The 22443-nt window shown below is 60.2% G+C and carries 19 protein-coding genes and 1 pseudogene; 14 read left to right on the top strand and 6 right to left on the bottom strand.

The window, feature by feature from the left end; all coding sequences use genetic code 11:
• Positions 1-243: pseudogene (locus P3C29_RS09345) on the top strand (IS481 family transposase); the annotation flags it as partial.
• Between the two features lie 798 nt (positions 244-1041).
• On the opposite strand, the gene P3C29_RS09340 reads toward P3C29_RS09345, so the two are convergent.
• Positions 1042-1968: a carbon-nitrogen hydrolase family protein gene (locus P3C29_RS09340; RefSeq protein ID WP_201123601.1), complete on the bottom strand. Its 927-nt coding sequence runs from the start codon at positions 1966-1968 to the stop codon at positions 1042-1044.
• Between the two features lie 108 nt (positions 1969-2076).
• Entirely contained in the window at positions 2077-2961 is an 885-nt protein-coding gene (locus P3C29_RS09335; protein WP_275964363.1) for a LysR family transcriptional regulator, read from the bottom strand.
• Between the two features lie 119 nt (positions 2962-3080).
• Here P3C29_RS09335 and P3C29_RS09330 point away from each other — a divergent pair, with 119 nt between their 5' ends.
• From P3C29_RS09330 to P3C29_RS09320, 3 genes are all read left to right on the top strand, one after another.
• Positions 3081-4469, top strand: coding sequence for a M20 family metallopeptidase (locus tag P3C29_RS09330; protein ID WP_275964362.1), 1389 nt, complete (start codon positions 3081-3083; stop codon positions 4467-4469).
• A gap of 67 nt (positions 4470-4536) precedes the next feature.
• Positions 4537-5826 (top strand): MFS transporter, encoded by a 1290-nt coding sequence (locus tag P3C29_RS09325; protein ID WP_201123597.1) that lies wholly within the window; start codon positions 4537-4539, stop codon positions 5824-5826.
• A gap of 46 nt (positions 5827-5872) precedes the next feature.
• Positions 5873-6790 carry a LysR family transcriptional regulator gene (locus P3C29_RS09320; protein ID WP_201123595.1) on the top strand — a complete coding sequence of 306 codons (918 nt, stop codon included), beginning with the start codon at positions 5873-5875 and terminating at the stop codon, positions 6788-6790.
• On the opposite strand, the gene P3C29_RS09315 is transcribed toward P3C29_RS09320, so the two are convergent.
• Positions 6765-7016: a hypothetical protein gene (locus P3C29_RS09315; RefSeq protein ID WP_003217960.1), complete on the bottom strand. Its 252-nt coding sequence runs from the start codon at positions 7014-7016 to the stop codon at positions 6765-6767. The genes P3C29_RS09320 and P3C29_RS09315 overlap by 26 nt on opposite strands.
• Positions 7017-7192: 176 nt before the next feature.
• Here P3C29_RS09315 and P3C29_RS09310 point away from each other — a divergent pair, with 176 nt between their 5' ends.
• Entirely contained in the window at positions 7193-7513 is a 321-nt protein-coding gene (locus P3C29_RS09310; RefSeq protein WP_010172915.1) for a DUF883 family protein, read from the top strand.
• A gap of 40 nt (positions 7514-7553) precedes the next feature.
• Here P3C29_RS09310 and P3C29_RS09305 read toward each other — a convergent pair whose 3' ends face one another.
• Entirely contained in the window at positions 7554-8591 is a 1038-nt protein-coding gene (locus tag P3C29_RS09305; RefSeq protein ID WP_169388150.1) for an Ldh family oxidoreductase, read from the bottom strand.
• A 172-nt stretch (positions 8592-8763) separates the two neighbouring features.
• Here P3C29_RS09305 and P3C29_RS09300 point away from each other — a divergent pair, with 172 nt between their 5' ends.
• On the top strand, positions 8764-13872 hold the full coding sequence (locus P3C29_RS09300) for a DUF6543 domain-containing protein (protein WP_275964360.1): 5109 nt from the start codon (positions 8764-8766) through the stop codon (positions 13870-13872).
• Between the two features lie 54 nt (positions 13873-13926).
• Here the strand turns inward: P3C29_RS09300 and P3C29_RS09295 are convergent, their stop codons facing one another.
• Positions 13927-14196, bottom strand: coding sequence for a PepSY domain-containing protein (locus tag P3C29_RS09295; protein ID WP_010172920.1), 270 nt, complete (start codon positions 14194-14196; stop codon positions 13927-13929).
• 151 nt (positions 14197-14347) lie between these two features.
• On the opposite strand from P3C29_RS09295, the gene P3C29_RS09290 reads away from it, so the two are divergent.
• The 7 genes from P3C29_RS09290 to P3C29_RS09260 all read left to right on the top strand — a co-directional run bounded on the left by P3C29_RS09290 (position 14348) and on the right by P3C29_RS09260 (position 20335).
• Positions 14348-15343 (top strand): FecR family protein, encoded by a 996-nt coding sequence (locus P3C29_RS09290; RefSeq protein WP_201123590.1) that lies wholly within the window; start codon positions 14348-14350, stop codon positions 15341-15343.
• A gap of 319 nt (positions 15344-15662) precedes the next feature.
• Positions 15663-16109: a hypothetical protein gene (locus P3C29_RS09285; RefSeq protein WP_275964359.1), complete on the top strand. Its 447-nt coding sequence runs from the start codon at positions 15663-15665 to the stop codon at positions 16107-16109.
• A 1-nt stretch (position 16110) separates the two neighbouring features.
• Positions 16111-16668 (top strand): adhesin, encoded by a 558-nt coding sequence (locus P3C29_RS09280; protein WP_275964358.1) that lies wholly within the window; start codon positions 16111-16113, stop codon positions 16666-16668.
• Between the two features lie 79 nt (positions 16669-16747).
• Entirely contained in the window at positions 16748-17443 is a 696-nt protein-coding gene (locus tag P3C29_RS09275; protein ID WP_201126162.1) for a hypothetical protein, read from the top strand.
• A gap of 61 nt (positions 17444-17504) precedes the next feature.
• Positions 17505-18185 carry a C39 family peptidase gene (locus tag P3C29_RS09270; RefSeq protein WP_010172931.1) on the top strand — a complete coding sequence of 227 codons (681 nt, stop codon included), beginning with the start codon at positions 17505-17507 and terminating at the stop codon, positions 18183-18185.
• 37 nt (positions 18186-18222) lie between these two features.
• On the top strand, positions 18223-18972 hold the full coding sequence (locus P3C29_RS09265; protein ID WP_201123587.1) for a hypothetical protein: 750 nt from the start codon (positions 18223-18225) through the stop codon (positions 18970-18972).
• Between the two features lie 49 nt (positions 18973-19021).
• Complete coding sequence (locus P3C29_RS09260; RefSeq protein WP_275964357.1) at positions 19022-20335, top strand: hypothetical protein; 1314 nt, start codon at positions 19022-19024, stop codon at positions 20333-20335.
• Positions 20336-20400: 65 nt separating this feature from the next.
• Here the strand turns inward: P3C29_RS09260 and P3C29_RS09255 are convergent, their stop codons facing one another.
• On the bottom strand, positions 20401-21729 hold the full coding sequence (locus tag P3C29_RS09255; RefSeq protein WP_010172939.1) for a sigma-54 dependent transcriptional regulator: 1329 nt from the start codon (positions 21727-21729) through the stop codon (positions 20401-20403).
• 341 nt (positions 21730-22070) lie between these two features.
• On the opposite strand from P3C29_RS09255, the gene P3C29_RS09250 reads away from it, so the two are divergent.
• Entirely contained in the window at positions 22071-22331 is a 261-nt protein-coding gene (locus tag P3C29_RS09250; protein WP_010172941.1) for a hypothetical protein, read from the top strand.
• Positions 22332-22443 lie beyond the last annotated feature (112 nt).

Here is a 22443-nt window from a genome sequence, read left to right as displayed (position 1 = left end):
GAAAGCCCCTGGGCTTATCCGGAGACGCTTTTGGAGTTTGAGTACGGGCCGGACGATTTAAAGGCCAAGGTTTATCACAGTCGATTTAAGTTTCAGAAGCGCTACTTCAGGATCGCCAAAGGCCTGGCTGGACATCACGTTGCACTACGTCCGAACACTGAAAGTGACGGGCTGTTTGATGTCTATTTCTGCCATCACTTTTTGCGAACGATCGACGTGAAGCAGCCTGATTACGGTTCATAATGTGTCAACCATGTCCCCGTACATGTGTCCACCATGTGTCCGGTCCGTACAAAAAGAGCCCAAAAGTAACCAAAAGGCTCTTGCCCCACCACTCGGCACCTCGCTCAGGCTCGGTGTGCCCTCACTCCGGTACTACTCCGCGGGCCGCCGCGACGGGGCGTCCCTGCCCCGTCGCGGCTAAACCGGCGTCCTGCCGGTTTACCCGCTCCGTACTACCTGCGTTCGGCCAGCGTGGTTTAACGGGGCGCCCAAGATCAAGATCAAAAGCAGATCAACAGCACAGCGGCCTACAGGCCGGCTTGAGTGGTGTGAAGCAAAAGCAAAATCAAAATCTAAAGCGGGCACGGTCCAACTGTAGGAGCTGGCTTGCCTGCGATGCAGACAACTCGGTACATCAGACACACCGAGGTGATGCCATCGCCGGAAAGCCGGCTCCTACAGAAAAGCAGCTCTGCTTTCGCTTTGGCTTTTGCTGTGGCTTCTACCACTCAAGCCGGCCTGTAGGCCGCTGTGCTGTAGATTTTGATTTTGATCTGGCTCTGACTGCCCCAATAAGCCCGAGGCCGAACGCAGGTGGTGCGGAGCGGGTAAACCGGCAGGACGCCGGTTTAGCCGCGCTGGGCCAAGGATGGCCCATCGCGGCGGCCCGCGGAGCATCGCCGGAGTGAGGGAACACCGAGCCTAGGCGAGGTGCCGACAGGCGGGGCAGAGCCCTTTGGTTACTTTGGGGCTTTTCCAAAGTGACCCGCTGTAAGAGCGGAACCATAGGCGGCCGTTACCTAAATAACGGATATGTACTCAGTCAGCAATAAACCGCACCCCCGGCTTACCCCGCTCATCCACGATCAACTCAAAAATGTCAGGCCGGGCATAATGCCCAACCACATCATAGTCATACCGCGCCCGCACCAGATCATCGGTATCAATCCGCGCCACCAGCAACCCCGCCCCATCCAGCAACGGCCCCGCAAGAATGTCCCCCATGGGCCCGACGATCACGCTGCCACCGGCAATCAACGGCCGATCCCCAGGCCAGTTCGCCACCTCCACGCCCAACGCCTGGGGCGACGCCTGCACCTGACACGCACTCACCACAAAACACCGCCCCTCATGCGCAACATGCCGCATGCTCACCTGCCACATCTCCCGCTCGTCCACCGTCGGCGCACACCACACCTCCACGCCCTTGGCGTACATCGCCGTACGCAACAACGGCATCATGTTCTCCCAGCACACCGCGCCACCAATGCGCCCCACCGCCGTATCAACCACCGGCAATGTCGAGCCGTCGCCCTTGCCCCAAATCAGCCGCTCGGTCCCGGTAGGCATCAACTTGCGATGCTTGGCCACCAACCCGCCCACCGGCTCGATATACAACACAGTGCAATACAGGGTGCTGCCACTGCGCTCAATCACACCCAGCACCAAACTCGCCCCGGTACGCGCGGACAACCCGGCCAACGCCTCGGTCTCCGCCCCCGGCACATCAATCGCATTGGCAAAATAACGGGCAAAGGCCTCGCGGCCTTCCGGCAGGCGATAACCCAGCTGTGTGCCAAAGCCTTCACCCTTGGGATATCCCCCGAGCAAGGCTTCAGGCATTACCACCAGTTGCGCACCGCTGCGCAGGATTTCGTCCTCGTAAGACAGGATCTGTTCCAGGGTCTCGGCCTTGCCACCCGGCAGGGAACCGATTTGCAGCGCAGCCACGGTAGAAATGGGCATCACGATCACTCCGAATCAATGGGGTTACCCATTCTCCAGTCAGGAGCATTCATGAATAAAGCCCACTTCACTGCTAACTGATATGAGCCAAATAAATATCCACTCCCATCAGTTAACGTCTTTCAGGGATCCGATAAGGGTTTCGATAAAAAGCTCAAGCGCCGCCGGCAATGCGCGTTTGGGCATCGTCAGCACCTGGATTGTGCGGTCTGAAAATTGTGGGTTCGACAGCGCAACCGATATCAAATCATCGCTTCCATTCGCCCGATGACTGATCGCCCCGCCAAACGCAATGGTGTCCGTGTTGCGAACAAATTCATGGATGGCGCCCGAATAGTTGCACGTCATGACGTGATTGAATGACAGCCCTTCCATCTGGCAAACGAGGTCAAACAACTGCCGTTGAGTGGAGCCCTTTGGCGTCAGCGCCAATGGGTAATGTGAGAGTGATCGAAGGGGCACCTGCTTGAGCGTCGCCAATGGATGCCCCACACGCATCACGGCGCGGATCGCCGAGCGGCTTGAATGCAGAACCTCGACACCGTCGATAGGCTCGGTACTGAAGACCAGCCCCACATCCGCCTCGCCGCGCCTCACTTTATCCGCACATTCGTGAGGCGACATCACCTCCAGCACATACTGGAACGCCGGATGTTGCTGGTAATGCCGGATCAGTACCTGAGGCAGGAAGTAACGGGAAAGCCCCTCGGTTGACACCAGCCGAACCACTTTCGCGCCTGGGTAATCCCCCGCCCGCAACTCCGACAGCAGGCTTTGCTCCTCCAGCGAGGCACGTCGTGCATGATCAGCCAAGGCGCTGCCGGCAGCCGTCGGCTGCATGCCCCGTGGCCGTCGCTCGAACAACGGCACCCCGATACTTTCTTCCAACAGGGAGATCTGGCGACTGACGGCGCTGGGCGCGATATGCAAGCGTTCACCGGCAGCAGCAAGCGACCCCGAGTCGATCACGGCCAGAAAATAGCGATAGTCCACGGTTTGGTTCCTTTAGCAAGGCATCTATTTATTAGAAGTCAAACGTCAAAAAACAGCAATATACAGAGCGATACGTGACTTCTATATTGGATTGAACCCAAGCACACACCGGAACTGTCATGTCCAAGCAACAAGCGCTCGCGAATGTTCGCCAGTACCTGGACGACGGCCATTTTGAAGCCGATCTGCGCCGACGGATTGCCATTCGCAGCGAAAGCCAGAATCCCGGCCAAGCCCACGAACTGACGCGGTATCTGCAACAGGAAATACAGCCTGCGCTGGCAGGTATGGGTTTTGAATGCCAACTGCTCGATAACCCGTCCGGCGCCGGGCCTTTGCTGTTCGCATCACGTCATGAAGCGGACGACCTGCCGACAGTACTGACGTACGGGCATGGCGACGTGGTACTCGGTTATGACGAGCAATGGCGCGAGGGCCTCAACCCTTGGACGCTGACCGTCGAAGGCGATCGTTGGTACGGCCGTGGGACCGCGGATAACAAAGGCCAGCACAGCATCAACCTGACGGCCCTCGAACACGTCATCAAACAACGGGACGGACGCTTGGGCTTCAACGTCAAAGTGCTGTTTGAAACCGGTGAGGAATGCGGCTCTCCCGGGCTGCGCGAGGTGTGCACGACGCACCAGGCGTTGTTGCAAGCCGATGTGTTCATCGCCTCCGACGGCCCGCGCTTGAACGACAGCCGCCCGACGATATTTCTCGGTTCGAGGGGTTCCGCGCTGTTTTCCCTGAGCGTCAAGGCGCGGGACAAGGGCCTGCACTCGGGGAACTGGGGCGGCGTGATGTCCAACCCCGCCGTGGTGCTGGCCAATGCATTGGCCAGTCTGGTGGACCAGAACGGTCGTATTCGCTGCCGAACGCTGGTGCCGGGCGCCATCCCCGAGTCGGTGCGCGAAGCCATCCGTGAACTGGGCATTGATCAGCATTCGCTGGGCCGTCCGTTGGATGTGCAATGGGGCGAGCCCGGCTTGACCTTGGGTGAGCGACTGTTCGGCTGGAACACCCTGGAGGTGCTGGCGTTTACCGCCGGTAATCCATCCAAACCGGTGAATGCCATTCCACCCGGCGCCACCGCTCATTGCCAGTTGCGCTTCGTGGTAGGCACCGACTGGCAACACTTGGAGCAGCTGCTGCGCCAGCACCTGGATGCCGAGGGCTTTCAACAGGTCAATATCGTGATGGATCGTTGTACACCTGCCAGCCGGCTGGACCCTGACAACCCGTGGGTGCACTTCGCCAGACAGTCGATTGCCGACGCCACCCACCGGCCTGTCGCCGTGTTACCGAACCTTGCGGGCACCCTGCCCAACGATATTTTCGCAGACATATTGGGCCTGCCTACGTTGTGGATACCGCACTCCTACCCCGGCTGTTCACAGCATGCTCCGGATGAACACCTGTTGGGCTCGGTAGCCCTTGAGGGGCTGCAAATCATGACCTCGCTGTTCTGGGACCTGGGTCACCTCACGCCCCCCCAACCACAATAAAAAATCGGGGTCAGCCCGACCCTTTTTATCTGCCGCTCACCCCCTTATAAAATCAGGAGCGTCAAGCATGACAGCGTTATCGTCCCCCACCGTTTCACCCGCGGTCGCAACTGCGACGCCCCTCTGGAAGCCCGTGGGCGCCGCCTTGATCGGTAACACGCTTGAATGGTTTGACCTGTCGGTGTACGCCTATTTTGCGCTGACCATCAGCAAGGTATTTTTCCCGGCCGCAGACCCGGCGGTCTCGCTGTTTCTGGCCTTTGCGACCTTCGGGCTGTCGTTTCTGATCCGTCCGTTGGGCGCCGCCGTGCTGGGTTCCTATGCCGACCGGCAGGGCCGCAAGAAAGCGTTGACGCTGTCGATCATGCTGATGCTGATCGGCACGGCGATGATCGCGGTCATGCCCGGCTATGCCGCCATCGGGATTATCGCGCCGATTGGCATTCTGCTGGCCCGTCTGCTCCAGGGCTTCTCGGCAGGCGGTGAGTTCGGCAGCTCCACCGCCTTCATGATGGAACATGCCCCGCAAAAGACCCGCAACTTTGTCGCGAGCCTGCAGTTTGCTAGCCAGGGGTTTGGCGTGGTCATCGCCTCGTTGTTCGGCTACTTTTTGACCACCAGCCTGAACGACCAGCAGATGTTCGACTGGGGTTGGCGCGTGCCGTTTTTCTTTGGCTTGATCCTCGGCCCGGTGGGCCTGTACATCCGCCGCACGGTGGATGAGTCCCCCGACTTCAAGGAAAGTGAAGCGGGCTCCCGGCCGCTGCGGGAGGTGCTGTTCTCGCAGAAGACCTTGTTGCTGGTGGCCATGGGCGTGCTGATCGTGTCCACGGCGTCCAACTTCATGATCAAGTACATGCCGTCCTATGCCGCGACCACCTTGAACATTCCCCAGTCCACAGGCTTTTTGGCCACGCTGTCAGGTGGGCTCATCCTGACCGTGGTCACGCCGGTGGTCGGGTTCATCACCGGTTATGTCAGCCGGATCAAAATCATGCTCTGGGCCTCGGCCGTCTACATCCTCGCGATCTTTCCGGCATTCGTCTGGCTCAACACAGTACCCAGCGCAACCTCGTTGTTGCTGGTGGTGTCCATGATGGCCTTGATCAAGGCGGTCTACTTCGCACCGCTGGCATCCCTCATGGCCGATGTGTTTCCTGTGCGCACCCGGGTGACCGGCATGTCGCTGAGCTACAACCTGGCCGTGACCATTTTCGGTGGCTTTGCCCCCGTGATCGCAACCGGGCTGATCGCGCTGACCGGCTCGCAACTGGCGCCGAGCTTTTACCTGATTGCGGCAGCCGCGCTGAGTATCAGTGCGCTGTGGGTGGCCAAGAGAAAATTGCAGCTGGTGTAGGGGCGTTATACATTCGGGACATATCCAGCCACGCACTATGAACCCGATGAATATCGCCAACGTCGACCTCAACCTGCTGAAAACCTTCGAAGCCTTGCACGACGAATCCAGCGCCAGCCGCGCCGCCCTGCGCCTTGGGGTCACGCAGTCGGCCATCAGTGCCGCACTGCGCCGCTTGCGCGATGTGTATGGCGATCAATTGTTCGTGCGCACCGGCCGGGGCCTGGCGCCGACCTTGCGGGCCAACCAGTTGAAACCGGTGATCAGCGAAGCACTCGACCGTTGCCGCCAGAGCCTGGCCATGGTCGACCCGCAGGGCAGCCATTATCAGGGCCGTTCGGTGGTGTTGGGGTTGTCGGATGATTTCGAAATTGCCTACGGCCGCCGGCTGATCGATGAGATCGCCCGGCGGGCGCCGAAGCTGCGGCTGATTTTCCGCCAGACCCACAGCCAGATCGTCGCCGGTGCCCTGCTCGACCGCAGCCTGGACCTGGCGATCACCGCCGGCGGTTTTGCCGAGCGCCGGCTGAGCCGCCAGGTACTCGGGGAAGGCCATTATGCGTGCCTGGTGGACCCCGCCAGCCTGGCGCCGGGACAACAGGCCATCGACCTCGACGAGTTCGTGAGGCGTGAACATGTGTTGGTATCGTCTGGGGGATTTATCGGGATTACCGACGAGGGCCTGGCCGCGCAGGGCTTGAGCCGGCACGTGGGCGCTTCCACCACCCATTTTGCCGCGCTACCGTTTCTGCTCAAGGGCAGCCAGGCGGTGGCGACCATCCCCGGTCACGCGGCCCAGGCCATCGCACGCATGACCGAGCTGACGGTGCTGCCCTGCCCGCTGACCTTGCCGCGCTACCCGGTGGAGCTGGGCTGGCGCACCCAGGCACAGCTCGATCCCTTGCAGCGCCTGGTGCGTGAGGCGATTGAGGCGTGTTTTACTTCGCCGCCATCAACCGATTGACTTCACTGCGCACCATGTTGGAAAACTCCGGCGGCGACATGCCGTCCAGTTCCGCACGCACCCATTCGGCCCATTTGCCCTTGCGCTTGGCACGTTCGCCAAACAGGCGGGCGGCTTCGCCCTTGGCCTTGCCCAGGTTGCTTTGCCACAGGTCATAGAGACGGGACTTTTCATCTTCCAGCGCGGCGCGCTCGGCGAGGGGCTTGTTGGCCAGATTGAAGCTCATGTTGAATTACCTGCTGCACAAATAGGTGACATCTTACACTGTAGGTCGAATTTTCTTGGCCTGGATTTCACCTAAGCTGACCTCAGGAAAAAAACCTGCAACTTTTGCCAGCTTCAAACACTCCATTCTTCATCGAGCGCATTTATTGCCACATTCACCTGCAAGGAGTTAACCCAATGGCCCGCAAATCTGCCGCCCAAGCCGTCGAAGAGCAAATCAAGGATCAAGCGTTCAGTGAGCTGACCGCGCTGATCGAAGAATCGGACAAGCTGCTCAAAAGCAGTGCGTCACTGGTGGGAGAAGAAGGTGAAACCCTGCGCGAACAGGTCGCTATCAAGCTCAAGCAGGCCCTGGACTCAGTGTCCAATGTGCGCGAGCGCAGCAAGCCGGTGGTAGACGCCACCGAGACGTACATTGGTGGCCATCCATGGCAGACCGTGGCGATTTCCGCCGGGTTTGGCCTGGTGGTCGGCCTGTTGCTGGGTCGCCGCAACTGACCTGACAAAACGCCTGCGCCCTCCCCGGGCGCAGCGCGCTTCACACCTGTGCCAGCACCCGCAACCGCTTCAATTCCTGCGTATCCAGCTCAATCCCGTCTGCCAGGGCCTTCGCCCGTGTGCGATGACGCCGATCCCCCGGCAAACGCCGTAACCCTGCCGCATGCATCTGCCGCACCAGCTCCTGGCTGCGCTCGGCGAAGCTCTGCCCGGCGGTCTTGCTCGGGTCGATCACGATCAGCAACTGGCCGGTCCATGGCGTGCGGGCACCCGGGTGATCGGACCAGTTGAACTCAAACGAGAAATTACCGCCCGTGAGGGCCGCTGCCAGCAACTCGACCATCATCGACAACGCCGAGCCCTTGTGCCCGCCAAACGGCAGCAGCGCGCCGCCTTCGAGAATTGCCTTGGGGTCCTGGGTCGGCTGGCCGAGGCTGTCCACGCCGATGCCCGGCGGCAGGCGTTCGCCTTTGCGCGCGGCAATCTGGACGTCGCCGTGGGCGATGGCGCTGGTGGCCAGGTCAAAGACGATCGGCAAGCCATCGGCACGGGGCGCCGCGAAGGCAATGGGGTTGGTGCCGAACAGCGGCCGGTCTGCCCCGTGGGGCACTACGCAGGTCATGCTGTTGACCACGCTCAAGGCAACCAGGCCTTCTTCGGCGAAGGGCTCGACATCCGGCCAAAGGGCCGCGAAGTGATGGGAATTGTGAATCGCCAGCAAGGCGATCCCGGCGCTTCGGGCCTTCTCCACCAACAGCGGGCGGGCGGCTTGCAGCGCGGGCTGGGCGAAGCCATTGGCGGCATCGACGCGAATGAAACCACTGGCGACGTCCTCTACCACCGGCACGGCCTTGCCGTTGACCCAGCCACTGGCCAGGGTGGAAACATAACCGGGAATGCGAAACACGCCGTGGCTGTGGGCGCCATCACGTTCGGCGCTGGCGCAGTTCTCGGCAAGCACCCGGGCCACGTCGGCCGATGTGCCGTGGCGCACGAAGACCTGGCGCAGCAGGTCGGTCAATTGGGCGTAAGTGAGTCGCTCTGATGAAGACTCGACATCCAAGGGCGATGCAGACATCTGAAGCTCCCGTTTAATTATTGGAAAGGGCAACAGCGTACAAAGAATCGGTCTGACGATTAGACAGGGTTTGCCCCATGGCTGTCGACAGGGAACGCCAGACATATCTAGCGCCTTGGGCGCTCGCGGGTGCGTAGGGTCGACGCCCTCACTTTGTCCAAGGATCAGGTACATGAGCCACAGCTCCCTACCCTATTTTTTCCCGGAAGCCCTGCGCGATGGCTGGAACGTTTTGGAGCGTGAACGCCGCCTGGGCCTCGACCGCAAGGACCACGAGTTTCTCGGCAAGGTGTTTTTCGCCACCGACACCGCGCGTCGCCAGCAGTCGCCGCCGATGATTGCGCAACGCCTCTGGCTCGACAAAAACACACCCAACGCCGCCGAACTGGCCGGCAGCTTCATGATGAGTTCCAACGCCGTTTACCCTCACGCGTTCCTCTACACCCCCTACGGCGGCCTGGAAAAATTCGATAACCGCGCGCAAGCCCTGGCGGCGTTGAGCGAACGTTTGAAAAATCCGGCGCAGGCCGCGCTACTCCTGCGTTTCCTACCTTTGCAACAACAGGCCATACGGGCAGCGGACAACACCCCCGTACTGACCACCGAAGCCATCCTTGGGGGGGTTTTTGAGGAACAGGAAAAAACCCTCAACGCCTATCAGGATAAAAACCGCCAGGCGATGCTGGCCGAATTAAAACAGCTCCCCACGCTGGGCACCTTGCTGTCGCAGTTGCTCAACGTGGTGTGTCGACCCGCGTTCCCGGGACTGGATGCCAGCGCCGCCCATGTAAGCTTTTTCGCCCGCCAGCCTGTGCAAGGCAACACGCCCCGCTGGCTTGACTCACTGCACATCAATGATGCCGTGTTGTTGTTTTACCGCGAGCAAAACTGGCCTGTGGGGCAGACCCGGGAATTTTTCCATCCCGGGCGCCCAAAGGACCCGGCAGATGCACCACGCTGGGAAACCGCGATTCAGCAAGCGGCCGGGCAACTGGTTCCGTTCCTGCAGAGCGCCCTGGTAACGTTCTGGAACACCGAAATATCACCCAGTCTCTCTCGCCGGACCTTTTTCACACAGGCCATGGCGGCAAATGCCCGGCTGGACATACTGCTCAAGCGCCAAAAGTCGATCATCAGTGCCTCGCAAAGCCAGGCGCTGGCCCTGCTGTACGAGCCAGAAGAGACCTTGGTCGGGAATAACACCCATACGTTGCGTTTCGAAAACGTGCTGATCTGGGAACATCCCGCCAATACCGTTTCATTGGCCAGCACCTTGATGATCGGTAACGCCAAGACGTTTTTCTACACGCCGGGATTGGGCCTGCAGGTGCTCGGAAGCTACGAGGACCTGATGAAGACACTCGAGGCGATGGTCAAGGCGCCAGGGTATGACAATAACCTCTATAACCTGATGTCCCTGCAAGAGCGCGCATTGTTTGTCGGCTTCAAGGCCCCCCGGTTTTCCGGCATACAACTGCAAGGCAACCTGTTTGAACAATTGTTCGAAGAGGTCATCGCCAAACAGCAGCAGAACCTCGGTTATGCCCTGGACCTGTACCGTCGTACCCGGGCCGGTATAGAACCATCGGCCCTGGTGGACCATGCACTGGACGTGCGCTACATGATTGACAGCCAACTTCCGGGCCTGGATAGCGAGGGACGCTGGACCCCGCACTCAGTACTCGCCGACCCCACGCGCCCGGTCTCGCTCACCGCCGAACGCGTTGCCCTGCTGCAAAAACAGATGGCCAGTATCGAGCAATCCCTGGCCGTGCAGATCCGCGCGCAACCTGCATTGGCGAGCAAGGTCCGGGAAGTATTGATCGCGCAGTTCAACCTTCACCGCCTGCCGGATCTCGACCCGGAGGGTATTTACGTCAACCGATACGCCAGTACCGCAAGCGATGCAGCCGTGGCACCGCTCCTGGAAAGCCAAAGCCTCAGCAGCTATTTCATCGGGCGCCTGACCCGTGGCCTGGGACCTATTCCCCAGCCCCCCGACTACGGTCTGTACCATGCCCCGGAAAAGGGACTTGCAAAAAAACTGACCACGCTCGATATCACCCGGGCCAACGCCATTCTCGATGCCGCACTGACCCAATTTCGCAGCCGCGACATCGCCAACATGCCCCGTGAGCACCTGGAAACCCTCAAGGCGCCCATGGCCCATGCCATGTCAGTGGCCATTCAGGGAGAGGCCCGGCTCAGGCGCCTGAACAACAGCCTCGACGCCCGTGACGAGGCGCTGATCAATACCGTGTTTGATCATCAGCGCCCTGATCGGCGCCGGCGCCAGGGGCTCAACGGCTTCATTCCAGACGCCTTCGCGCTGACCGTCGAACCGCAGAACCAGAAGCAAAGGGTGCCATTGGCGCATTGCCTGGTGCTCACCGAACGTGGCGGCCTGGACCCTTCCCATTCCGGCCGGGCGATTCTGTGGACCCCGGCACGGGGCCTTGAAAGCTTCACCCACGTCGCCCAACTGCAAACCGAGCTCAAGCGCCGGCTCGCCGCCCCCGAGCAGCGCATGATGCTTCTGCAGAACCTCGACCCCCGCCAGTTCAAGCCCCACCAGTCTTACGCCCTGGGCAGCTTCATGCAGATCAACGACGCCGTGGCGCAACACCGCCAACAGTCGTGGATTGAGCATTACATCGGGCAACGCGCCCACTGCCTGGCGCTGAGCTTATCGAGCGGTGCCTTGTTGAGCCGTTTTGCTGCGCTGGAACAGACACTACCCGCCACCGACCTGGACCACACGTCACGGATCGCCCAGACCCTGATGGCGCAACAGTCGTTACCCGCCTGGCTGGGGATGGCACCGATCAAGGAGCAACAGCGCCATATCGAAATCCTTGAGCAATACCGCCAGAGCCTCAGCGACGACAAAGACTACCTGCATGATTTTTTCTCCCTCTCGCAGTATGCCCACGACAAACTCACCGGCTTGTTGATGGCCTACGCCGTGTCCCCGAAAAACGTGTACATCACCCCCAAGCTGGTGCTCGCCGGCCAGCGGCAGAACCTGGTGGACTACGCCCTGAATCACGTTACACAACAGGCCGCCACCTTTGAAGTCGACTCCGCGGCCGTTGGCCTGACGCCCACGGTCATACGTCAGATACTTGCCCGCTTGACACTCAAGCAAGACAACCAGGCTTACCTGACCGAAAAACTCACCCCAGGCAACCCCGGTGCCGGGGAGCGAGAGCAACGGTTTATCCGTCAGCTACCCTGGCAACTGCTGCAACATGCCCATGCACTGAAGCTGCAGGAGCGGCTCTCGGTCACCGGATTGGGCCTGATCGAACAGATACTCGATATGCCGGACGCCACCGCCCGCGCTACCGTCGAGGGCGCGACCGCGAGTATCCGCCCGTTGGAGTTGATTGCGACGGCGGGCGCCCGCGCCGTCAAGGCGCTGGGGGTCTACTTGATCAGTGCCGCCGGAAAGAACCCGCTGGTGATGTATACGCCGTACGGTCCGCAACAGACGTTCCAGGAGTTTGAAAACGAGGCCAGTTTGCTGCTTCGGCTCAACATACCCGGCCTGCTGCAGGACTGGATCATTGGCCATCTGCCGGCCAGCAATCAAGCCACCTATAAAAACCTGTGGGCCACCACCGCAGGGAAACTGTCTGAAATCACCCTGGCAGCAACGCCCATCATGGGCAATGCACTCAAGCAGTTGTACCGGGATAACACCGCGCTGATGTTGCACATGCTCGAACAGCAGAATCAGCCCGACGGCCAGTCGTCCTGGGACACCATCAAAGCGCTGTTTACCGGCGGCCTCCAACAGTCACTCGGGTTACTGCCCGGCAAACTGATGGTGCCGATCGTGATATGGCAGAGCTACCGGCTGTTCAAGGCCTCCGCCGAAGCCTTGCAGCAACACCAGTGGCGTGAAGCGTTGGAGTCGTTTATCGCGGGCGTCGGGCAAATGGTCTCGTTGCGCCAGTTGATGCAGGCGCCTGTGGCTCCAGACGACCCTCAGCCGGCACCTGAACCGACGGAAACCGCCCCGGCCTGGCCAGGCATCGACATAACGGCTCAAGAACGCACCCGGCTGCAGGCCTATGAGGTGCACGAACCCAGCCTGGAACAATTGAGTGCCGGCGCCTCCGGGGTCTACACATCGGAGAATAACCACCATTACGTTCCCTGCGCGGGCAAGGTCTATCGCGCCGAAAAACAGGGCAGTCACTGGCGGCTGTTCAGTGCACAGTCCAAAGGCCCTCGCTTGCGCCTGGATACCGGACGCAAATGGCGGGTCGATACCCGTCCGCCCATCCGCCGCTTCGGCCCCGGGCTCAGCAGAATGCTCGAGCAGCGAGAAGTCAGGGCAGCAGCCCGCAGGATCATGAACATCGAAGCCCGTGGCATGGCCAATATCCGGCGCCTCTCTCCACACAGGGCCCAGGCGATCGTCGACGCACTGGACCTGGCAACGTTTTACCTGCACAACTGCCAACAAAATCTCAAGCTGCTGGACCCCAAGTACCCGCCCGTCACACGGGTGCATCGCTTCGTCAATCGCTTCTTTGGTATCCCGGCAGATCGCGATACGGGGCCCGCGCGGTTTCCCGAGGCGCTCGCAAAAAAACTGCTGGAAACCGTTACCGCTATCTTGGACGAGGTCCTGGAACCGTCGCTTTACTCACTCAACTCGACGCGATTCGTTTCCGGAGCGCATATCGTCGAGCCCGAGCGGCATTGGGCCTTTACCATCGACGACGACCCCGACCGACGCATCTACCTTTCCGACAACTTCTTCGATCCCCCTGCGTCGCTGTATGACAGCCACTTGATCGGCTACTTCGACCAACCGGTCCATGCTCGCGCCACGACGCTTATCCACGAACTGACCCACATCGTGCGCAACACCGTCGACGCTGTGTACCTCAATACGGTATCGCCGTTTTCCGACCTGATCGAAGTCCAGACCCAGACCGGTCGCGACCTGCGGGACTGGCTGCAAGACGTGCAAGAAAACTCCTACTCGGTGAGCACGCCCATCGGGCACTTGTTCAAATCAATGGATGCCATGGGCGTGATCGGCCCTGACGTAGGCACAGATCCCGACGACGACTACATCAAGGAGCAGATTCTGCAGACCACCGGAGGCGTGGACTTGAGCAATGCGAGGGGGATTTTCAAAACCAACCTGACCCGGCGTTTCAATACCCAGATGGACAACGCCGACTCATTGACCCTGCTGATTACCACCCTGGGACGTCAGCTGGATCCGATACCGTCGATGGCGCACCAAACGCCCTGAAACACAGGCCTGCGCAGGCCCGGACCGGGTCTGCGCAGGTTCATTTACCGCGTATCAGTCTTTCTGGTCCCGCAACACGTTGCCTGAGGCGCCGTCGATGCGGAACTCATAGACGATGCCATCAGACTTGCGCCCTTCCCCTTCCCAGTAGCCATCGTTGTCGGCTTCGATCTTGTAGATCTCGATATAACCGGCCTTGGTCTTGGCGGTCTCGATGGCTTTTTCGATGGTGATCCAGCCCGCACCGGGCTTGTCGGCCAAGGCAGCACCGGCACTGAGCAAGGCAGAGGTTGCAACGAGGGCGGCTAAGGTTTTCTTCAACATTTTCGTACTCCATTGAGGGAAAGAATGTGACCTGTCCTGATTTTTAGGGCCTTGCAGACGAGAATTAGTTCCAATTGATGTTCATTCGCCATGATGGCTGTTCTCCCGGTCCTGCTGTGGAGGTTAGAATGTGGGAAATCAGGATGAGTTAATGACAGATAAGTCCCTTTCAGAAGCCGAATACGACGCCATCACCGATGCCGCTGCGCACTGGTGCATGCGCATGCATGCGGGTGACTGCACGACGGTCGAGCGCCAGGCCTTCGAGCAGTGGCACGATGCGCACCCACTGCACGCCTTCGAATATGCGGCCATGCTGGAAATCTGGGACGTTGCCGATCACCTGCCACGCAGTGCGCCGGCGCCTGTGGTGATGCAGTTGAAGCCTCGCAGCCGTTTAAACCATTACGCGGTGGCCGCAGCAATCTGCCTGGTGGCGTTGCCACTGGCGGCCTTCACCGGCTGGGAAGCCGGTTGGCTGCCCAGCTCATACAAACATTACGAAGCCGAAAACACCCTGCGCCAGGTCACCCTGGACGATGGCAGCCAGGTGGAGCTGAACCTGGGCACCGAACTGGTCTACAGCAATTACAAGGACCAGCGCCGGGTCATCCTGAAAAAGGGCGAGGCGTTTTTCAAGGTCAGCCATGACCCGCAACACCCGTTTATCGTGCACGCCGGCGACGGCCAGGTTCGGGTGACCGGCACCCAGTTCAACGTCTGGAAATACGAAGACCACGTACGGGTCATGCTGCTGCAAGGCTCGGTGCTGGTGAGCAGTGACGACGTCCACAGCGGCCTGCGCCTGTCCCCCGGGATGCAGGCCAGTTACAGCCACGGTGACGCCAGCCCCCAGGCCCAGCCGATTGCCCCGGGCGACACCGCCCTGGCCTGGCGTGACGGCAAACTGATCCTCGACAACCTGGCCCTGGCCGACGCGTTGCCGCTGATCAACCGCTACCTGAGCAAACCCGTGATGTTGGCCGACGCCGGCACCGGCGCGATTCGCATTGGTGGTATCTACAACATCAACGAAGTGTCCAACCTCGTCCCCTCCCTGCCCAAGGTGCTGCCGGTCTACCTGACCCAGAACCAGGACGGCAACCCCGTGCTCAATTCCATTCCGCGTAAAACCCCGAAAAGCTGACCTTCGGTCCAGGCGACTGCGCCCTCCTCCCTGGCACCCTGCGCCTGTAACTGTCCACTTTTGAAACACTTGCACCGGCTGAGCTGACAGCCGGCTGCGGACTGCCGGGTTTGTGACGCCCGCTGTTTCATCCCTGAGACACCTGCCGGGCGGGTTGCACGCGTGCCGGCTGTCTCACTTCTGGAACACCTCCTGCCTGCGCGGCGCTCGTCGCGCTCATAACGCCTTGAATCCGTTCATAAAATAAAAAGCGGCACAGCTCCTGCTCTCTTCCTGACAGCGCTGTTTAGGGTCAGCGCCAAGAATAAGGAACGCCGTCGTGAAGACACTTAATCCAGGCTCATTGAGCCTTCTGCTGATCAGCTGCGTATTGAGTACCAGCGTGAGCCTTCCAGTGCTCGCGGCAGGCGACGGTGTGATCGTGATTCAGCGCACCGTCCAGGGCCACATGGCAGGCCGCACTGCCGGCGTCGATCCCAACCCCGTCACCGTCAATGCCAATGCGGCGCCACAGATTCTGCGTGCCACCAATGAGCTGAGCGATAACGACTACGCGAACATCAGCAGCGGCTCCAGTATCACTCGCGCCATTTTGCCTGGCGGCAACCTTCCCGGCTTGACCAACAACGGCGGCGGCGTGGGCCTCGGTGCAGGCGCAGCAGCCGGCCATGGTGGCGGCTCCAGCCTCTCGGGCCAGATCAACGGCTCAATCTCCCGCGGCATGGCTCCCTTGAACAATATCGGCGCCATGATGGGAGGCCAGTGAGATGAACCATTCCTGGTTGTTCCTCGCGATCCTGGCCAGCTCAGCAGCCATGGCTGACAACAGCGCAGTGATCGACAACTCCGGCAAGCAATACAACGGCATCGTCTCGATCAACCAAGCAGCCGGCGATCAGCAGCAGCAAATCAACAGCCGCGCGATTTCAGCCGGCACCAACACCCAGGCTGGCGGCTCCATCAGCCAGACCATCGGCGGCGCACCTGCCGACCGCTCCCAGAACGCCAAGGTGGCGATCCAGGGCAACTCTTTCAGCAATGGCAACGGTGTACTGGGCGTCAACCAGTCGGCCGGGGCCAACAACCAGATGATCAATGCGGTGCGGATCAGCGTGAATGCTGGCCCGCAAAGCATCGACGACAGCGTCATGTCGCAACAGAACGTGGCGCTGTCACCAAACTCAGGGTTCACCTCTACCACTGGCAGCCGCCAGGTCGTCACAAGCGACCAGGCCTTCACCGGCAGCCGTGGAGTGGTACAGGTGAATCAGAGTGCCGGGGTGGGGAACCGCATGGCTAACGCCCTGAATGTGCAAATCCAATGATTCATTGGAGCTAGAAGCTGGACCGTACCAACACTTAACCAACTAATTAGAAGCAAGGGGAAATACCATGAAAACTACAATGGCTCTTAAACCACTGGCGTTCGCTCTCGCTGCAATCATGGCTGCCGCCGCACATGCCAACCCACCTACTCATCAGCCTACCGCTGTGGTAGCCGCCGTTTCCGACGCGCAATCGAGCAACCACAACGGCGTGCTCAACCTGGGCACCCAGAACAACGCATCGGCCAACAACTCGTTGAACGGCAGCAGCGGCAACGCCCAGGCCAACATCGCAGCCGGTGATGGCAACCAACAAGACAACCAGACCGCCATTGCGGCCGGTGACGCAGATGCCGTGTTTGCCCTGGGTACCATTACCCAAGACAACCACAACAACATCTCGGTGCAAGTGGCTACCCACAACAACGCTTCGCTCAACAACTCGGCCAACGGCAGCTCCGGCAACCTGGGCGTGAACGCGACCGCGGGCAACTTCAACCAACAGAAAAACCAACTGGCTATTTCCTCGGCCAAGGGTGCTGCTGCTGCCGCATCGAGCAACACCACGCAAACCAGCGTGGACAACGCCTACCTGAACACCGTGGCCACTCAGTCTGGCCCATGGGGCAGCCACACCTACCTGCCTGTCGTGAACAACGCCAGCGCCAACAACTCGCTTAATGGCTCTTCGGGCAACCTGGGCGCCAACATTTCTGCAGGCGTGGGCAATCAGCAAGGCAACACCACTGTGATCTCCTCTGGCGTGCGCTTCTGATCCAACGGGGCCTTGGCAACAAGGCCCCTTTTTATTCCAGTGTCCTCCAGGCCATTCGATCATGCGGATCATCGCGCTCACCTTCCTGTTACTGCTCACCGGCCCGACTTGGGCAGGGCAAATGGCGATTGCTGCCATGCCCGGCGGTGGCGTGATCTTCAAGAAGGTCGAGAGCATCCGTGAACGCAAGTTCGCCAACCTGGTGGAACAGAAAACCGATTTCAGCTGCGGTGCCGCCGCCCTGGCCACCATCCTGCGCCAGGCCTACTGGATGGATGTGGATGAAGACCACATCATCAAGGGCATGCTGGTCAACGCCGATCAGGACCTGGTACGCACCCAGGGCTTCTCCATGCTGGACATGAAGCGCTACCTGGAAAGCATCGGCATGCGCGCCCGGGGTTACCGGATTAACGCAGACACCCTGCTCACGGTGAAAATCCCGGTGGTGGTGCTGCTGGAGATCCGCGGCTACAAGCACTTCGTGGTGATGCAGCGCGCCGACAAAGACTGGGTCTACATCGGCGATCCGGTACTGGGCCACAAGCGTTACGCCCGTGATGACTTCGTCAAAGGCTGGAATGGCATCGTCTTCGCCGTACTGGGCGAAGGCTACGACAAGACCAACGTGCTGCTTGATCCGCCCACCCCGCTGACCGCGAAAAACAGGATCAATGAGTTCAGTCCGGTCCGGGACAGTGAATTGATGGATTTCGGTTTTATCCAGAGCGACTTCTTCTAGAAGCGCAATAAGGGGCAGGATGCTCCAGGAGCAAACGATGAACACTTACCGTTGGCTGACGGTCATGTGCCTGGCAGCCTCAATGCCCGCTTATGCGTCATCGGTGTTCAAGCCGATTGAAATAAAGGACTCGGAACTGGCTGACTTGCGTGGTCGCTATGTGATGCCGGGCCGGATCATCAGTTTCGGGATTGTAATGAGCAGTACCTGGACCAATGCCGCCGGCGACAGCGTCACCGGCTCGGCCAGCATGAACGTCAACGCCTCGACCGTCACTCCGCAGTTTTATGTGCAGGTCACCGACAGCCCCACTAAAGTCTCGCCCAACCAGCCCAATGGCACGGGCACCGTCGTCGGTGGTGCCGGCCTGGGCTCTGGCCAGGGCGTGACACAAAGTGTGCGCGCTGCCGGCGACGGCAACACCGCCAGCAACAACGTCAATATCAACGTGAACCAGAACGGTTTGTCACCGGCCAACGTCGTGCAATCCGGGCAAGCGCTGGTGGCAGGCCAACCGATTACCGGCAGCACCGGTGCCGGTCAGGTTACCGTTTCGGCGGCCAATGGCGGGCTGCAAATGGCGATCCTGGCCAACAACAACCAGGGCAATGCCTTGCAGCAGATTGGCGGCGGGAATGTTCTGCAGGGTACGGTTTTGCAGGGTAACAGCAACTTTGTCAGCAACATGACGCAGCTCAACGTGGTACTGGGCAATAACGGTTTGAACAATTTGGGGCAGAACCTCAACCTGAATCAACTCAGGGGCCTACGCGCTAACGGTTATTGAACTACGCTGTGCCTCGACACTAGTGCAATAGAAAGGGACGGCTTATTTCATGCATCGATCGCTATCGTTACGTGCCGTAATTTGTTTAAGCACGCTCCTGCCCGCATCTATGTTGTATGCCGCGCCGGACACCGATATAGACACATTGAAAAAGGAATTGCTGGAGCTCAAGCAACGCTACGAAGTGCAGCAAAAAGCACTGGCGGTGCTGGAACAACGGGTGCGCCAGGTTGAGGAGCAGCCGGTGGCCCCGCCCCCCAAACGCCTGGCCAAATCCCCGGCGGACTTCCAGAAAGGTGGCACGACCGTGGCCGGCAACACGCCGCGTACCGGCGCCGCTGCGGCCTCGGGCGGTGCGGCCGGTGGCGCGTCCTACGGCCAATCCCTCAAGGATGATTCGGCCCCGGCGCAAAGCGTGAGCAACCTGTACAACGAGGCCAGCGGCTTCTTTGGCAACGGCAAGTTCAGCTTTGAAACCGGCGTCACCTATTCGCGCTACGACGCGCGCCAGTTGACCCTCAACGGTTTTCTGGCACTGGACTCGATCTTCCTTGGCAACATCAACCTGGACCGGATCAAGTCGGATAACTGGACCCTCGACCTCACGGGCCGCTACAACCTCGACAACCGCTGGCAATTCGACGTGAACGTGCCGGTGGTGTACCGCGAGTCGACTTACCAGTCCGGCGGCGCCAACGGCGGCAGCGGCACGGCGACCTCGGAACAGTCGGTCACCCGCGACCCGACTATCGGGGACATCAACTTCGGGATTGCCTACAAGTTCCTCGACGAAAGCGTCAACCTGCCGGATGCGGTGGTGTCGGTGCGGGTCAAGGCGCCCACCGGCGAAGACCCATTCGGCATCAAGCTGGTCCAGTCATCAAGCAATACCAACCTCTTCGTACCGGAAAGCCTGCCGACCGGCAACGGCGTATGGTCGATCACGCCGGGGATCTCGCTGGTCAAGACTTTCGACCCGGCGGTACTGTTTGGCTCGCTGTCGTATACCCACAACTTCGAGGACTCGTTCAGCGATATCAACTCTCAGGTCGGCCAGAAAACTCCCGGCAAAGTGCAGTTGGGCGACAGCTTCCAGATCGGCGCAGGCGTGGCGTTTGCGTTGAACGAGAAGATGAGTATGTCGTTCTCGGTGTCCGACCTGGTGCAACGCAGGAGCAAGCTCAAGCCGGATGGCGGCGACTGGCAGTCGGTGGTTTCCAGCGACGCCAACGCGGGTTACTTCAACGTGGGCATGACGATTGCGGCATCCGACAACCTGACGATCGTGCCGAACCTGGCGATCGGGATCACGCCGGATGCACCGTCGTTCAGCTTCAGCCTGAAGTTCCCGTATTACTTTTAAGGCATGACAACGGGAAAAGCCCCGCAACGATAAGGGTCGTTGCGGGGCTTTTCGGTTTACCCGCCCTAGCGGATCTGGTGTTTGTGCAGCAACCGGTAGAACGTCGGCCGGGAAACCCCCAGCACACGGGCCGCGACACTCAGGTTGTCGCTGTGCCGGTTGAGCACATCGCACAGCGCCTGGCGTTCGGCGCGGTGCTTGTAATCTTCCAGTGTAGCCATCGGCAGCGCGATTGCCTGCTGGCTTTGCAGTCCCAGATCAACGGCCTCGATCTGCCGCCCTTCAGCCAGTACCAGGCCACGGCGTACGCGGTTGGCCAATTCCCGCACATTGCCCGGCCAGCCGTGCTCGCCCATGGCCACCAGCGCGTCTTCGCTGAAGCTGCGCGGGCGGCGGCCGGTTTCCTGGCTGTAGAAGTGTGAGAAATGGTTGGCCAGCATCGCCACATCGCCATGGCGCTCGCGCAACGGCGCGGTCACCACTTGCAGGACGTTGAGCCGGTAATACAAGTCTTCACGAAAGGTGCCCTTTTCAACCGCAGCTTCCAGGTCCACGTGGGTGGCGGCCAGCACCCGTACGTCCACGGGAATCGGTTGGCTGCCGCCGACGCGCTCGATCTGTTTCTCCTGGAGAAAGCGCAGCAGGTTGGCTTGCAGCTCCATGGGCAGGTCGCCGATTTCATCGAGAAACAACGTGCCGCCATGCGCCGCCTCAATCCGCCCGACCTTGCGCTGATGGGCACCGGTAAAGGCGCCTTTCTCATGGCCAAACAGTTCGGACTGGATCAGGTGCTCGGGGATCGCCCCGCAATTGATCGCCACAAACGGCTTGGCGTGGCGCTGGGACTGGCGGTGCAAGGTGCGGGCAACCAATTCCTTGCCGGTGCCGCTGTCGCCACGAATCAACACCGGGGATTCAGTGGGCGCCAGTTTGGCGAGCAGTTTGCGCAGTTCGCGGATGGGGCGACTGTCGCCCAGCAGTTCGTGTTCCGGCTGGCCGGCAGGCGCGTTGTTGCCTTTGCCCCGCAGGCGCGCCATGCCGAAGGCGCGGCCGAGGGTGACCTGCACCCGTGACACATCAAACGGCAGGGTATGGAAATCGAAAAACCATTCGCAGACAAAATCGCCGACATTCTGCAGCCGCAGCACTTCCTGGTTAAGCACGGCAATCCACTCGGTGCCGCTGCGGCTGATCAGCTCCTTGACCGCTTCGGGGCGCTCCAGGTGAAACGGCTGCAGACGCAACAATCCCACGTCACAGGAGCGCTCACCCACAGCCTCCAGGGCACAGCTGTCCACGTCCCACCCCGCGGCGCGCAAACCGGGCAACAGCCGATGGCAGTCATCACAGGGATCGACCACAAGCAGGCGGCGCTGGGCAGGTGTAACAATCATGACTATTCCTTGGCGTCAAAATCGTTAAAGTTATTTAAAAACAGCTATTTGGGAAGTCTGTTGGTAACCCTAGCAAGATCTTGACGCGGCCTTTGTACCGATTCGCTATAAGTCGTGGGCAAACCGCGCTTTTCCGTTACGGCCCTGCGGTCAATTGTCGCGGCGTAACTTTCGTGAAGCTTTCAAAATAGCCCCTTACATGACATTAATCAGGGAAAGTTGAAAAATCTTCTTCTAACATGTGACCCGTACCCGGTGATCGTGCATCAGTACAAGTAACCAGTCGTCAGGCACGCCCAACCAACGACTTCACTTGAATGGGCATTTAGAGAGAAGACCCCATGAACGCCCCGCTCCGCATCAACGAAGCTCTTTTGATCGCAGACCGTGCCTTCCAGCCCTTTCAATGTGTGGCCTGGCACGACGGCAACGGCGCCCTGAGCCTGAGCGTCATCGACCGCACCAATACCCGCATCGGCAGCAAGCAGCTGTCTTCCAGCACTTATTCCGACCCGGCGCAGCTTGAGAACTTGCTGTTGCAAGCCCGCGCCGAACTCGACAAAGATGGCTATCAGTTGCAATCCTGGGCGATGCCCAAGTAACTGAAACTGGCGTTGGGCGGCACAAGAAAGTGTGCCGCCCGACGACGCAGTATATTGACTGGAAATAACATGGATGCGCAGCCAGCCATGCAAGTTGCAACTTTGCATAGCT

This window comes from Pseudomonas sp. 1912-s (assembly GCF_029269205.1).
GTDB lineage: Bacteria > Pseudomonadota > Gammaproteobacteria > Pseudomonadales > Pseudomonadaceae > Aquipseudomonas.
Note: the sequence above shows the minus strand (reverse complement) of the source record. Positions and strands in the feature narration are given on the sequence as shown.

Coding starts and splice junctions, on each gene's coding strand:
- P3C29_RS09315 (WP_003217960.1), bottom strand. CDS start 7,016: ATGAGCTTCAATCTGGCCAACAAGCCCCTCGCCGAGCGCGCCGCGCTG.
- P3C29_RS09275 (WP_201126162.1), top strand. CDS start 16,748: ATGGCTCTTAAACCACTGGCGTTCGCTCTCGCTGCAATCATGGCTGCC.
- P3C29_RS09250 (WP_010172941.1), top strand. CDS start 22,071: ATGAACGCCCCGCTCCGCATCAACGAAGCTCTTTTGATCGCAGACCGT.
- P3C29_RS09255 (WP_010172939.1), bottom strand. CDS start 21,729: ATGATTGTTACACCTGCCCAGCGCCGCCTGCTTGTGGTCGATCCCTGT.
- P3C29_RS09270 (WP_010172931.1), top strand. CDS start 17,505: ATGCGGATCATCGCGCTCACCTTCCTGTTACTGCTCACCGGCCCGACT.
- P3C29_RS09265 (WP_201123587.1), top strand. CDS start 18,223: ATGAACACTTACCGTTGGCTGACGGTCATGTGCCTGGCAGCCTCAATG.
- P3C29_RS09310 (WP_010172915.1), top strand. CDS start 7,193: ATGGCCCGCAAATCTGCCGCCCAAGCCGTCGAAGAGCAAATCAAGGAT.
- P3C29_RS09330 (WP_275964362.1), top strand. CDS start 3,081: ATGTCCAAGCAACAAGCGCTCGCGAATGTTCGCCAGTACCTGGACGAC.
- P3C29_RS09295 (WP_010172920.1), bottom strand. CDS start 14,196: ATGTTGAAGAAAACCTTAGCCGCCCTCGTTGCAACCTCTGCCTTGCTC.
- P3C29_RS09300 (WP_275964360.1), top strand. CDS start 8,764: ATGAGCCACAGCTCCCTACCCTATTTTTTCCCGGAAGCCCTGCGCGAT.
- P3C29_RS09320 (WP_201123595.1), top strand. CDS start 5,873: ATGAATATCGCCAACGTCGACCTCAACCTGCTGAAAACCTTCGAAGCC.
- P3C29_RS09340 (WP_201123601.1), bottom strand. CDS start 1,968: ATGCCCATTTCTACCGTGGCTGCGCTGCAAATCGGTTCCCTGCCGGGT.
- P3C29_RS09305 (WP_169388150.1), bottom strand. CDS start 8,591: ATGTCTGCATCGCCCTTGGATGTCGAGTCTTCATCAGAGCGACTCACT.
- P3C29_RS09280 (WP_275964358.1), top strand. CDS start 16,111: ATGAACCATTCCTGGTTGTTCCTCGCGATCCTGGCCAGCTCAGCAGCC.
- P3C29_RS09290 (WP_201123590.1), top strand. CDS start 14,348: ATGACAGATAAGTCCCTTTCAGAAGCCGAATACGACGCCATCACCGAT.
- P3C29_RS09325 (WP_201123597.1), top strand. CDS start 4,537: ATGACAGCGTTATCGTCCCCCACCGTTTCACCCGCGGTCGCAACTGCG.
- P3C29_RS09260 (WP_275964357.1), top strand. CDS start 19,022: ATGCATCGATCGCTATCGTTACGTGCCGTAATTTGTTTAAGCACGCTC.